The sequence below is a fragment of the Polymorphospora rubra genome (assembly GCF_018324255.1).
GTDB lineage: Bacteria > Actinomycetota > Actinomycetes > Mycobacteriales > Micromonosporaceae > Polymorphospora > Polymorphospora rubra.
Genome location: NZ_AP023359.1, coordinates 5157507 through 5170451, shown reverse-complemented (window position 1 = coordinate 5170451; position 12945 = coordinate 5157507). Strand labels below are relative to the sequence as shown.

The window sequence follows — 12945 nt, the reverse complement described above, 5'->3', positions numbered from 1 at the left end:
ACCCTCAACGGCACCCCCTGCACCACCTGACCCCGTAACCCCCGCCCGCCACACCACCCGCCCCCGCCTCCGCCCCCGCACGCGCACGCGCCGGCGCCGCGTTGATCAAGGACTAGTTGCCAGGATCGTGTCCTGGTTAGTCCCAAAGATCCCCTTGATCAACGCGGCGGGGCGGGGGGCGGGGCGGGGGCGGGAGGGCGCGGGGGCGGGACGGCGCGGGGGCGGGACGGCGCGGGGGCGGGAGAGGCGCGGGGGCGGGGCGGGACGGCGCGGGGGCGGGAGAGGCGCGGGGCGGGAGAGGCGCGGGGGCGGGGCGGGACGGCGCGGGGGCGGGACGGCGCGGGGCGGGAGAGGCGCGGGGGCGGGCGGCGCGGGAGCCGAAAGCGAGGCGGCGCGGGGGCGAGGCCGTGGTGCTCCTGTGGTGTGTGATCCGGCCGCCACTCCCGCGCCCTTCGTGACGCGGCGGTGTGGTGATCGTCAGCTGTTCCGCTGTCGTCCGTACGGCGTGTCGAACTGCCGGGCAACTGATGATCACCGGTGCCCCGGCGGCCGCAGGCGGGTCAGCCGAAAGCCGGCGGGACCGGGTCGGGAGTGCCGTACGGCACGTCGGAACGGCACCGGCGGACCCGGGCCGCCGCCAGTTCGCCCCCACCGCGAGTCCGAAGCGGTCGACCGCCTCCAGCCCGTACGCGCTGCACGTCGGGGTGAACCGGCAGCGGGTCGGCAGCCGGTGCGACAGCCACCGCCGGTAGCCGCGGATGGCGGCGAGGCCGGCCCGGTCGACCATCCCGGATCGGAACGCCGCAGACGTACCTGGCCGCACCGCCGCCGACGGGCCCGGTCGCGCCGCCGCGGACGTACCCGGTCGGGCCGGGAGGGGCGGGCGGCGGCGGGTCCGGGTCGACCGGACCCGGCCGGCGGCGCCGGCGGTGGCCGAGCCGAGCAGGAGCAGGCCGGAGAACAGGCCGAAGTTGCAGGACGGGAAGTCGCAGCTGCAGACGTCGCAGCCGTCCAGCCAGTCGCGCTTCCTGCGCCGCCGGTTGTCGCGGCGTCGGGCATGCATCATCGCGTCATCATGCGACAGCCGGACAAGGCTGCCGTACGGCTACCCCAGCATCTGGTCGACGTAGCACCAGCGCCACGACTGGCCGGCCTCGAACGAGCGGATCACCGGGTGGCCGGATTCGTGGAAGTGCGCGGTCGCGTGCCGGTACGGCGACGAGTCGCAGCAGCCGACGTGCCCACAGGTCAGGCAGAGCCGCAGGTGCACCCAGTCGGTGTTGCCGTCGCGCAGGCAGTCCTGACAGCCCTGCGTGGTCTGCGGCTGCGGTACGCCGGCGTCGGTCAGGTGGGCGCAGGTCGTCACGGCGTCCTCTCCCGCAGCAGGGATTCTTCGAGATCGAGGTCGCGCAGGGTGCGGGCCAGGACCTCCTCGGGGATCCGTCCCTCGTCGCGGGCGGTCCGGAAGACGTCCCGTTCGGCGGCGATCATCTCCTGCCGCAGCCGCCGGTACGCCGCCGACGGGGTCTCCCGGTCGCCGCCGCCGATGCGTTCCCAGGCGGTGTTGGTGCGCTCGTCGACCAGCCCGCGCAGCCGCTCGACGACGCCTGCCGGGGCGCCGTCGGCGCGGGCGTCGAGGCGTTCCCGGGCGGCCCTGCCGGCGTGGTTCTGCACCTCGGCCTCGACCAGCGCGTCCTGGGTCGGGTCGTCGGGTTCGAGGCGGAGCCGGCGGGCGACGACCGGCAGGCTCGCCCCCTGGATCACGACGGTCACCACGATGACGGTGAACGCGATCCAGATGAACAGCCCGCGCGGGTACGGCGCACCGCCGGCCAGGCTCATCGGCAGGGCGAGGGCGGCGGCCAGGGTGACGACGCCGCGCATGCCGGCCCACGCGACCAGGGTCGGCACCCTCGCCGGTGGCGGGGGGTCGCGGCGACGGATCCGGGGCACCAGCCGGGCGACGTAGGTGGCCGGATAGACCCAGACGAACCGGATGGCCAGCACGGCGACCAGCACCGCCACGGTGACCACGGTGGCGGTCACCGGTTCGGTGTCGATGTCCCGGACGATCTCCCGCAGTTGGAGCCCGACGAGCAGGAACACCAGGCCCTCGAGCAGGAAGTTGACCAGTCGCCAGAAGGCGTGCATCTGGAGCCGGGAGGCGGCCGAGAGCAGGACCGGCAGTCGGTGGCCGAGCGCCAGCCCGGCGACGACGACGGCGACGATGCCGGAGGCGTGCAGGAGTTCGGCGATCAGCGCCACGCCCAGCGGGGTGAGCAGGGACAGTGCGTTGTCCAGCAACGGATCCTTGATCGCCCGGTGGACGCGGCCGATGAGGACCGCGGCGATCGCCCCGATCAGCACCCCGCCGCCGGCGTCGCGGGCGACCTCGACGGCGATCTCGCCGACGGTGACGGCGGTGCCGGCCATCGCCGCGATCGAGACCCGCAGCAGCACCAGCGCGGAGGCGTCGTTGATCAGGCTCTCGCCCTCGAGGATGGTGACGATCCGCCGGGGCAGCCCGATCCGCCGGGCGACCGCGGTCGCGGCGACCGCGTCGGGCGGCGCGACGACCGCGCCGAGCGCCACGCAGGCCGCGAACGGTACATCGGGCAGCAGGGCGTGCAGCACGAACCCGACGGTGAACGCGGTGGCGACGACCAGGCCGATGGCGAGCAGCAGGATCGGGCGCAGGTTGTACCGGAACGCCGGTACCGAGGTCTCCAGTGCGGCGACGTAGAGCAGCGGCGGCAGGATGCCGACCAGGACCAGTTCGGGGTCGAGCCGTACGTCGGGGAAGCCGGGCACGAACGACAGTGCCAGGCCGAGGACGATGAGCAGGATCGGTGCGAGCACTCCGAGCCGGCGGGCCAGTGCCGCGCCCAGCACCGCCGTGCCGAGCAGCACCACGGCGTCGACGAGCACGTGCATGGGTGGAGCGTATTGCCCGAAACGCCCCGATGGAGGCGAGTCGGGCGGGCCGCCTCACTCGCTGTGCGCGCCCGCCCCGGCGCCGGCCGACTTCCCCGCGCCGACCCACACCGTCTTCACGTTGCAGAACTCGCGGATGCCGTGCGCGGACAGTTCCCGGCCGTACCCGGAGTTCTTGACCCCGCCGAACGGCAACTGCGGGTACGAGGTGGTCATGCCGTTGATGAACACGCTGCCGGCGTCGAGGTCCTCGGCGAACCGCTCCTGCTCGCCCGCGTCGGTCGTCCAGGCGTTGGCGCCCAGCCCGAAGCTGGTGCCGTTGGCCAACCCGACCGCCTCGTCGTACGACGTCACCCGGAACAGGCCGGCGACCGGCCCGAAGACCTCCTCGGACCACATCCGCATCGGCGGGCGCAGGTCGGCGACGACGGTCGGTGGATACCACCAGCCGCCCCCCTCGCCGCGCTGGCCGCCGCACAGCACCCGCGCCCCTTGGCGACCGCGTCGGCAACCTGTTCCTCGACACTGTCCCGGCCCCGGTCGGTGGCCAGCGGCCCGACGTCGGTGTCGGCGGCCATCGGGTCGCCGACCTTCAGCGCCGACATCCGGGCGACGAACTCGTCGCAGAACGCGTCGTAGACGTCGGCGTGCACGATGAACCGCTTCGCGGCGATGCACGACTGGCCGTTGTTCTGGCAGCGGGCGGTGGTCGCGACCTGCGCGGCCAGCGCGATGTCGGCGGACGGCATCACCACGAACGGGTCACTGCCGCCGAGTTCCAGAACGGTCTTCTTGATCTGGCGGCCGGCGGCGGCGGCGATGGCGCGGCCGGCCGGCTCGCTGCCGGTCAGCGTCGCGGCGCGGACCCGCGGGTCGGCGAGAATCGGCTCGACGGCGTCCGAGCCGACCAGCAGGGTCTGGAACGCACCGGTCGGAAAGCCGGCCCGGCGAAAGAGTTCGTCGAGGTACAGCGCGGTCTGCGGCACATTCGAGGCGTGTTTGAGCAGGCCGACGTTGCCGGCCATCAGCGCCGGGGCGGCGAACCGCATGACCTGCCAGAGCGGAAAGTTCCACGGCATGACGGCCAGCACCGGCCCGATAGGCCGGTAGCGGGCGTACGCCCGCACCGCCCCGACCTGCCCGGCGTCGGCGGGCTCGTCGGCGAGGTACGCCTCGGCGTGCCCCGCGTAGAAGCGGGCCGCGTCCGCGCACTTGGTGACCTCGGCCTTCGCCGCCGCGAGGGTCTTGCCCATCTCGGTGGTCATCAGCCGGCCGACCTGGTCGCGTTCGCTGTCGAGGAGGTCGGCGGCGGCGGTCAGCCACTGCGCCCGCTGCCCGAACGACGTACGGCGCAGCGTCTCGAACGCGGCGGCGGCCCGGCCGATCGCGGCGTCGACCTCGTCGGGCGTCATCGGGTCGAAGGTCTTCAGCACCTGTCCGGTGGCCGGGTTGGTGGTGGCGATCGACACGTCGTACTCCTCACTCGAACAGCGAGTACCTGCCCTGCGGGTCCTCGCGGCGGCGGGCCCGGCGCCGGCGCTGCACGACGACCAGGTCGACCGCCGCGACCACGGCGAGCACACCCAGCACCACGGCCAGCCACGGCACGCCCGAACGGGCGGCCAGAATCGCCAGGATGGTGCTCATCGCCAGACCGAAACCGGCCAGCAGCAGTCGCAGGTTCAGCGCCGTGTACGGCCGGTCGTGGGTGCCCCGACGCCCCGGGGCTGGGCTTTCGTGGCCATACGGTTGGTCTACCCGGGCCCTGTCCCGGCTAACCTCGCTGGTCACCGGGTGGGCGGCACCAGCCAGAATGAGCACCGCTACTCATCCACCGGACCGCCGCCCATCGGAAAGCTGACCAGATGATCGATCGCACCCCGCTCCACCGCCACGCGCAGTCGCGGGTCGGCATCACCGCGGTCGGCGCCAGCCTCCCCGAACGGGTGCTCGCCACCACCGACCTCGAAGAGCAGATCGCCACGGCCAGCGGATTCGCGCTGCCCAGCCGGATCTTCACCACGATGACCGGGATCGAGCACCGCCGGATCGCCGCCGCCGACGAGTACGCCTCCACGCTGGCCGTACGTGCCGGCCGCCAGGCACTCGCCGCCGCCGAACTGGACCCCGCCGACATCGATCTGCTGATCTTCGCGTCGGCGACCCGGGACGTCGTCGAGCCGGCGACCGCCCACATCGTGCAGGCCGAACTCGGCAGCCGGGCGCACGCCGTCGACCTCACCAACGCCTGCAACAGCTTCGTCAACGGTATCGACGCCGCCCGCGCCTTCGTCCTCGCCGGCCGGGCCACCCGCGCGCTGGTCGTCACCGGCGAGACCCCGACCCGGTCGATGCGCTGGCAGCTCGCCGACCTGGCCCAGGCCCGCACCGCGTTCGCCGGCTTCACGTTCGGCGACGCCGGGGCGGCCGTCGTCGTCGAACCGGTGGCGGCCGGCGGCATCCTCGACGTCGACACCGAGACGTACTCGGAGCACTGGACGGTCGGCGGGATCGACGGCGGCGGCTCCCGGTTCCCGCGCGGCGACGAGCACACCTACTTCCGCGGCGACGGCCACGCCCTGCGCGGCGTCTTCGAGAAGATCGGTACGGCGATCCTGGACCGGGTCCGGCACCGGACCGGGCTGGACTGGGCCGACTACGCGAAGGTTCTGGTCCACCAGGTGACCGGCCCCTACCTGGACCGGTTCGTCGAGGTGACCGGGGTGCCGAAGGAAAAGCTCGAGGTCACCGTCACCGAACTGGGCAACATGGCCAGCGCCACGCTGGGCGTGCAGCTGGCCCGGGTCGACCCGCACCTGCGCCCCGGCGACCGGGTGCTGTTCATCGGCCTCGGCGGCGGCGTCAGCGTGATGACGATGGTCTGGGAAAAATCGTGACCGAGCGCAGCGAGGGAACCGGCAGGGTCAGCCCAAAAAGCGGTGGCGCCGAGCGGAGCGAGGCGACGCCGCTGTGGGTGGTGGTGCCGGCGTACAACGAGCAGGCCCGGATCGGCGGCACCCTCGACGCGCTGGCCGCCCAGACCGACCTCGACTTCACGCTGCTCGTCGTCGACAACGGCTCCACCGACGGCACCGCCGACGTCGTGCACCGGTTCGCGGCGACCGCGCCGGTGCCCGTACTGCTGATCCGGGAGCCGGACAAGGGCGTCGGCTGCGCGGTCGACACCGGCTTCCGGCACGCGATCACACACGGTGCGCTGCTGCTGGCGCGTACCGACGCCGACTGCCTGCCGGCCCCCGGCTGGGTGGCCGCCGCCCGGGCCGCGCTCTCCGCCGGCGCCGGCATGGTCTGCGGCCGGATCAGCGCCCGCCGCGACGAGCACGGGCCGCTCGGCCGGGCCGGGTTCCGCGCCGTCGTCGCGATCGCGGCGGCGTTCGGCCGGCTGCGGCCGGCCCACCGCGAGGCCGGCTACCTGGCGCCCTACCGAATGCACGCCGGCAACAACATGGCGATCACCGCCGCCCTCTACCTGGCCTGCGGCGGCATGCCCCGCCGCCCGTCGCCGACCGACCGCACGTTCCTCAACCGGGTACGCCGCACCACGCCCGCGATCGCCCGCAGCCGCACGATGGTGGTGGCGAACTCGACCCGCCGACTGCGGGCGTACGGCCTGCGCCGCTCCGCCCGGTGGTATCTCGACCGGGGCAGCGGCGACCTGACCCCGGATCCGCGCTGATGCTCCACGAACTCGCCGCCGCGCTGCGCCGGCACCCGGACCGGCCGGCGGTCCTGGCCGCCCGCCGGTCCGGCACCACCCGGGTACGCGCCACCCGGGGCGACCTGACCGGGCTGGCCGACCGGTACGCCGCCGCCCTGCACCACCGTGGGCTCGCCGAGGGCGACACGCTCGGGGTGGCGGTCCGCCCCGGTCCCCGCGCCCTGTCGGTGATGCTGGCCGCGTTCCGGCTCGGGCTGCGGGTCGCCGTACTCGACCCGTCGGCCGGCGCCGACGTGCTCACCGCCCGGCTCAGGCTGGCCGCCCCGGCGCTGGTGGTCGCCGACGCGGCCGCGCAGGCGGTCGCCGGCTGGGCCCGGCCGCTGGCCCGCCGCGCCCAGCTCGACCTGCCCCGACTCGACTCGATCGCCCCCGTGGTGACGGTCGGGCGGCGGCTGCCGTTCTCGGCCCCGGCGCTCGGCGGGCGGAACGGCCCGACACCGGACCGGTCCGGCTCGGACGGCGACGCCGTCATCATCTTCACGTCGGGGACGACCAGCGCACCCCGGGCGGTGGTGCACACCCGGGCCAGCCTCGCCGCCGGCATGCGCCAGGTCGTCGACCTGGTCCGGCCGCGTGCCGACGAACCCGTACTCGGCGGCATGTTCTTCGTCCTGGTGCCGTCGCTGGCCAGCGGCGCACCGGTCGCCCTGCCGGCCCGCTCGCCGAAGGTGCTGGCCCGGCAGATCGCCGAGGTGAAGCCGCAGGCCAGCTATCTCACCCCGCCGCAACTGCGGGCACTGCTCGCGCAGGCGCCCCGGCTGTCCGGGCGGTTCTACTCCGGGTCGGCGCCGGTCAGCGCCGCCCTGCTCGACCGGGTGAAACGGGCCGGGGCGAGCGAGGCGTGGGGCGTGTACGCCCTCACCGAACTCTTCCCGGCCGCCGCCGTCGAGCAGACCGAGAAGGCGGCGTTCACCGGCGACGGCGACCTGGTCGGCGCCCCGCTGCCGGGGGTGCGCACCCGGGTCGACGACGGTGGGCAGTTGCTGCTGTCCGGGCCGGGGCAGGCCGACCGCTATCTCGGCGCGCAGCCGCACGAATGGGTGGCGACCGGCGACGTGGGCCGGGTCGAGGACGGCGCTGGCGACGCAGGCGGTCCCGCCGGGGCCGGCGGCCGGATCGTGCTCGCCGGGCGGTGCAAGGACATGATCCTGCGGGCCGCCGAGAACATCTACCCCGGCCTGTACGAGCCGGCGCTGCACGTGCCCGGCGTGAACCTGGCCGTCCTGGTCGGCGTACCGGCCGGGGACGGCGACGAGCGGTTGGTGGCCGTTGTCGAACCCGAACCCGGCACCGACCCCGGCAAGCTGCGGCGGGCGCTCGCCCCGGTGCTGGACGGGATGGGTGCCGCCCGGCCGGACCGGCTGGTGTTCGCGGCCGTACCGACCGCCGGCCGGTCCCGCAAACCCGACCGGACCGCCGCCTCCGCGCTGGCCGCCGACCGCCTCGCCACCGGTCCGGAGCGGCGGTGAGCCGGCGGCTGTGGGTGGTGGTGCCGGCGTACGACGAGGCCGGCACCATCGGCACCACGCTGACCGCGCTCGCCGCGCAGACCGACCCCGACTTCGCGCTCGTCGTCGTCGACAACAACTCCACCGACGGCACCGGTGACGTGGTACGCCGGTTCGCGTCCGGCGCCCCGTTCCCGGTCGACGTGGTGACCGAACCCCGGCCCGGCGCCGGCACCGCCGCCGACACCGGATGCCGGCACGCCATCGCGGCCGGGGCGACGCTGCTGGCGCGTACCGACGCCGACTGCCGGCCGGCCCCGGACTGGGTCGCGACCGCGAAGGCGCTGCTCGACTCCGGGGCCGAGATGGTCTGCGGGCGCAGCGTGCCGCGCCGCGACGAGCGCCCGAACTTCGCCGAGCGGCGGCTCTTCCCGGCCGCCGTACGCGCCGCCGGCGTCTACGGAAGGTTCCGACGCTCGCACCGGGCGACCGGCTTCCGGACGCCGTACGTGCTCTGCCACGGGCACAACCTGGCGCTGACCGCGGACCTGTACGTGCGCTGCGGCGGCATCCCCCGGATCGCGCTGCGGGACGGTGCCGACGACCTGGACCTGCTCAACCGGGCCCGCCGGCACACCGACCGGATCGTGCGGGCCGAGCACCTGGTGGTGGAGAACAGCCTGCGCCGGCTGCGGGCGTGGGGTCCCCGGCGCACCCTGCTCTGGTACTGGGACCGCCGGTGGCAGCCGACCGAACCGGAGGGTGACCATGTCCGCTGACCAGGCCGTCGCCGCCCCGCCCGGAGCCGGGTCCGCCCGGCGGGCCGGGCGGGCGCGGCGCCGGGACCGGCTCGTCTACCTGCGCAGCCATCCGATCCTGTTCACGCTGCTCGCGGCGACCAGACGCGCCCCGGTCCGGCGGATCGGCCGGACCGTGCTGGTGCACGGAACCAGGGCCTACCTGGACGCGCTGACCCGGGTCCCGCTGGACCGGACCGCCGAGGGCACCACCGGCGGCACCGCCCGCCGGCTCGCCGAGGGCGGGCTCCTCTTCGACCAGGAGGGAACCGTCCACAAGGGAGCTAGGCGGGGTCTCGCCGACGACCTCGGCAGCGCCGGCGTCGTCCGGCTCCGCCCGGTCTGGACGGCGGTGCTGGACCGCCGGCTCGCCCTGCTGGCCACCGGCGGCACCGTCGACCTGGTCGACATCACCGCCGAACTGGCCGGGGCGACCACCGCCGCCCTGCTCGACCTGGACACCGACCCCCTGGTGCTGGCCGACGCCGCCCGGCACGCCGCCGCCACCGGCGCCGGCCAGCACATGCCCGGGCCGCGCCGGCCGGGCACCGCCCGCGCCGCCCGGCTAGCCGCCGACGCCCTCACCGACCTGGTACGCGGCGACCCGTCCGGCGCCGGTCGGGCCGCGATGCTGGCCGTCGCCGCGATCAACACCACCGTCGCGGCGATCCCGCGCGCCGCCGCCTGGTGCGCCGACGACGACCTGTGGCACTGGGCCGCCGACGAGGCGACCCGCCCGACGCTGGTCGCCGAACTGCTGCGGGTCACCGCGCCGACCCCGCTGCTCCCCCGGGTCGCCGCCGCTCCCGGCACCGTCGACGGCTGCCCGGTACGCGCCGGCGACCGCCTCGCCCTGATCGCCCGGCACGCCACCGACGCCCACCGCACCGACCCGTCGCGCGAGAGCCCCGCCCCGCCGCAGGTGGCCCAGCTCGTCTTCGGCGCCGGCCCGCATGCCTGCCCCGGCGCCGCCCTCGCCCGCGCCCAGCTCGCGGACACCCTCGCCGCCCTGGCCCCGTACCGGCCGGAGGTCGTCCGGGCCCGCGTCGACCGCCGGGCGGCGCTGCCCGGCTGGGCGGTGCTGACCGTACGGGCGACCCGGTGAACGGGCTGCGGATCGCGGTCACCGGCGCCAGCGGGTTCTGCGGTGCGGCGGTCGCCCGGGCGGCCGCCGAGGCCGGCGCGACCGTGGTCTGCCTCGGCCGCCGTCCCGGCCCGGTCGGCCGGCACGTCCACTGGGACGCCGCCCGGGACCACCCCGACCTGACCGGCACCGATGCCGTCGTCCACCTGGCCGCGGCCGTCGGCGACACCGGCGGCGGACCGGCTGTCGAGGCCGCGTACCGGGCGGTGAACGTCGACGGCACCGCCCGGCTGCTGGCCGCGGCCGGCGACCGGCCGGTGGTGTGGGTGAGCAGCGCCAGCGTCTACGACCCCCGGGTACGCGTCGACGCGATCACCGAGGACCATCCGGTCGCCGGCCAGCGCACCCCGTACGGCCGCACCAAAGCCGAGGGGGAACGGTTGGCGCTCGACGCGGGCGCCGTCGTGCTCCGCCCCCGGGCGGTGTACGGCCCCGGCGACCCGCACCTGCTCCCCCGACTCGTCCGGGCGGTCCGTCGGGGCCGGGTCATGCTGCCCGGCCCCGACGTCGCGTTGAGCCTGACCGCCGTGGAGAACCTCGCCGACGCCTGCCTGGCCGCGCTGTCCTGGCCCAACGGGGCGTACAACATCGCCGACGCGACGCCGTACCCACGGGACGCGGTCGTCCGCGACGGCCTGGCCGCGCTCGGCCACCCGGTGCGGATCGCGCACCTGCCGGTGCCGCTGACGATCGCGGCGGCCACCGTCGTGGAGACGCTCGCCCGGCTGCCCGGGACCGGGCAGGCGACCCTGACCAGGTACGCCGTCGAGCAGCTCGCCCACGGCGTCGTACTCGACACGGCCCGGGCCCGGGCACAGGGCTGGACACCCCGCCGGTCGTTCAGCGACTTCGTCGGGATAACGGGCTGACCCGGAGGGGTCGCAAAGATCGAAGCTCGGTCTGATGGTCGGCCTGACCCGACCGATTACTCCCCCAGTTGGACGAAGAACACATTTGATCGAATGGCCGGAAACTCTGTTGCGAGATCCTGAATCACACGGTCAACAAAGCAGGTCACCGCCGCCAAAAACTCTTCCTTGTGGCATGCAAGAACGCCACTGGCCCAGGAGTCCTCGACCCGCACAGAGTCGCCATGGCTGACGAAGCGCACGCTGTGATCGTTCTCGGTGAAGTCAATCATTCCTTCACCGAACCGCTCGATCGAGTCGCGCAAGAACTTGACAGAGGCGGTGAAATCCAGCAATGGCACCGACCCCCATCGCCGCCCGATGTTCTCTCCTGCGACCACGAAAACGATTCGGTCACGTCCACGGTGGTGGTGTATGAGCTGACGGCCACCGGTTGATCCTGGGATGAGCTTATGCGGTGGTCAGTGCGGGTTTGGGTTGCGGCACGGCGTCGGGTTGTTGGTCTTCGGGGGTTTCCTGGCGGGCTTTGGTGAGGAGTTCGGGCCCGATGTAGCGGCGTTGTTCGGTCCATTCGTCGGTCTGTTCGGCCAGGACGGCTCCGACGAGGCGGATGACGGCGGCTCTGTTGGGGAAGATCCCGACGACGTCGGTGCGGCGTCGGATTTCCTTGTTCAGCCGTTCCTGTGGGTTGTTGGACCAGATCTGGCGCCAGATCTCGTGTGGGAAGTTGGTGAAGGCGAGTAGGTCCTCGCGGGCCTGGTCGAGGTGTTCGGCGGCGGTGGGGTACTTGGCGTTGATGGTGTCGACGACGCGGGCGTACTGGGCGCGGACCTCGCCAGGGTCGGGCTGGTCGAAGATGGTGCGGACCATGGTCGCCACCCATGGTTGGGCGCTTTTGGGGACCTTGGTGAGCAGGTTGCGTAGGTAGTGGGTGCGGCAGCGTTGCCAGGACGCGCCGGGTAGGGCGGAGCCGATCGCGTCGACGAGGCCGCGGTGGGCGTCGGAGATGACCAGGCGGACGCCTTTGAGGCCGCGGGCGGTCAGGCCGCGGAGGAACGCGATCCAGCCGGCGCCGTCCTCGCTGGCGCACACGTCGAGGCCGAGGACCTCGCGGTGGCCGTCGGCGTTGACGCCGACCGCTACCAGGCAGGCGACGTTGACCGTGCGGCCGTCCTCGCGGACCTTCATCGTCAGCGCGTCCAACGCCACGAACGTGTAGTGGGCGGAGTCCAGGGGCCGGCTTCGGAACGCCTCGACCTGGGCGTCGAGGTGCTGCGCCATCTGTGACACCTGCGACTTCGACAACCTGGTGACGCCGAGCTGCTCGGCGAGTTTCTCGACCCTGCGGGTCGACACCCCGAGCAGGTACGAGGTGGCCACGACCGTCACCAGGGCCTGCTCGGCGCGGCGTCGGTGTTCCAGCAGCCAGTCCGGGAAGTACGAGCCGTGACGCAGTTTCGGCACCGCCAGCTCGACCGTTCCGGCCCGGGTGTCCCACTGTCGGGCCCGGTAGCCGTTACGCGAGTTCGTCCGCTCCGGGCTGCGCTGGCCGTAGTCGGCCCCGCAGACCGCGTCGGCGTCGGCGGACATCAACGCGTTCGCGAACGCGGTCACCATCGCCGCCAACACGTCCGGGCCACCCTCGGCCAGTTGCTGGCGTAGCAGGTCGGCAGGGTTCACACTCTCTAATGCGGTCATCGGTGCGGTCTCCTTCAAGATCTTGGTCGGTCTCTGAAGGATCAATCCGATGGCCGTTCATCTCGTTACGGGCGAGTCAAGGACCCGACCGTCGTACACCACTCCCGTGGACGTGACCAACGATTCGACTCGGAAAGTACTGATACGTCAGGTCCATGGCGGGTACCGCCGACAGATCTGGAGGTGGACTCCTCCGCCAAAGCGGCGAAACTTCTCGATCTATCGGCAGAATCTCGTAATGGATTTCAATCACTATGCCCTCAGATCAGGTGTGCCGTACGCGAACTTTGGCAATTCCTTCAACAGAGCTGCCCGG

The 12945-nt window shown here is 73.7% G+C and carries 12 protein-coding genes and 1 pseudogene; 6 read left to right on the top strand and 7 right to left on the bottom strand.

Annotated elements, in window-relative coordinates:
* Window positions 1–136 precede the first annotated feature (136 nt).
* The 5 genes and pseudogenes from yidD to Prubr_RS37745 all read right to left on the bottom strand — a co-directional run bounded on the left by yidD (window position 137) and on the right by Prubr_RS37745 (window position 4581).
* Window positions 137–787, bottom strand: coding sequence for a membrane protein insertion efficiency factor YidD (yidD, locus tag Prubr_RS37990; protein ID WP_343221700.1), 651 nt, complete (start codon window positions 785–787; stop codon window positions 137–139).
* Window positions 788–1105: 318 nt separating this feature from the next.
* Complete coding sequence (locus tag Prubr_RS23395; RefSeq protein ID WP_212817033.1) at window positions 1106–1366, bottom strand: UBP-type zinc finger domain-containing protein; 261 nt, start codon at window positions 1364–1366, stop codon at window positions 1106–1108.
* A complete protein-coding gene (locus Prubr_RS23390) occupies window positions 1363–2934 on the bottom strand; it encodes a Na+/H+ antiporter (protein WP_212817032.1) in 1572 nt (523 codons plus the stop codon). Before Prubr_RS23390 ends, Prubr_RS23395 begins: the two co-directional genes overlap by 4 nt.
* Before the next feature lie 54 nt (window positions 2935–2988).
* A pseudogene (locus Prubr_RS23385) lies at window positions 2989–4403 on the bottom strand (NADP-dependent succinic semialdehyde dehydrogenase).
* 10 nt (window positions 4404–4413) lie between these two features.
* Entirely contained in the window at window positions 4414–4581 is a 168-nt protein-coding gene (locus Prubr_RS37745) for a hypothetical protein (RefSeq protein ID WP_246567547.1), read from the bottom strand.
* Window positions 4582–4799: 218 nt separating this feature from the next.
* Here Prubr_RS37745 and Prubr_RS23375 point away from each other — a divergent pair, with 218 nt between their 5' ends.
* From Prubr_RS23375 to Prubr_RS23350, 6 genes are read left to right on the top strand one after another with little or no spacing between them, the layout of a single operon-like run.
* Complete coding sequence (locus Prubr_RS23375; RefSeq protein WP_212817031.1) at window positions 4800–5831, top strand: 3-oxoacyl-ACP synthase III family protein; 1032 nt, start codon at window positions 4800–4802, stop codon at window positions 5829–5831.
* Window positions 5828–6631: a glycosyltransferase family 2 protein gene (locus tag Prubr_RS23370; RefSeq protein ID WP_246567545.1), complete on the top strand. Its 804-nt coding sequence runs from the start codon at window positions 5828–5830 to the stop codon at window positions 6629–6631. The genes Prubr_RS23375 and Prubr_RS23370 overlap by 4 nt, the downstream gene beginning before the upstream one ends.
* Window positions 6631–8142 carry a class I adenylate-forming enzyme family protein gene (locus Prubr_RS23365; protein WP_212817030.1) on the top strand — a complete coding sequence of 504 codons (1512 nt, stop codon included), beginning with the start codon at window positions 6631–6633 and terminating at the stop codon, window positions 8140–8142. Before Prubr_RS23370 ends, Prubr_RS23365 begins: the two co-directional genes overlap by 1 nt.
* Complete coding sequence (locus tag Prubr_RS23360) at window positions 8139–8900, top strand: glycosyltransferase family 2 protein (protein ID WP_212817029.1); 762 nt, start codon at window positions 8139–8141, stop codon at window positions 8898–8900. Before Prubr_RS23365 ends, Prubr_RS23360 begins: the two co-directional genes overlap by 4 nt.
* Window positions 8890–10023, top strand: coding sequence for a cytochrome P450 (locus tag Prubr_RS23355; protein ID WP_212817028.1), 1134 nt, complete (start codon window positions 8890–8892; stop codon window positions 10021–10023). The genes Prubr_RS23360 and Prubr_RS23355 overlap by 11 nt, the downstream gene beginning before the upstream one ends.
* A complete protein-coding gene (locus Prubr_RS23350; RefSeq protein ID WP_246567543.1) occupies window positions 10020–10931 on the top strand; it encodes an NAD-dependent epimerase/dehydratase family protein in 912 nt (303 codons plus the stop codon). Before Prubr_RS23355 ends, Prubr_RS23350 begins: the two co-directional genes overlap by 4 nt.
* A gap of 56 nt (window positions 10932–10987) precedes the next feature.
* On the opposite strand, the gene Prubr_RS23345 is transcribed toward Prubr_RS23350, so the two are convergent.
* Both Prubr_RS23345 and Prubr_RS23340 read right to left on the bottom strand, forming a co-directional pair.
* Window positions 10988–11311 carry a hypothetical protein gene (locus tag Prubr_RS23345; RefSeq protein WP_212817027.1) on the bottom strand — a complete coding sequence of 108 codons (324 nt, stop codon included), beginning with the start codon at window positions 11309–11311 and terminating at the stop codon, window positions 10988–10990.
* 70 nt (window positions 11312–11381) lie between these two features.
* Complete coding sequence (locus tag Prubr_RS23340) at window positions 11382–12629, bottom strand: IS256 family transposase (protein ID WP_212817026.1); 1248 nt, start codon at window positions 12627–12629, stop codon at window positions 11382–11384.
* Window positions 12630–12945: the final 316 nt, after the last annotated feature.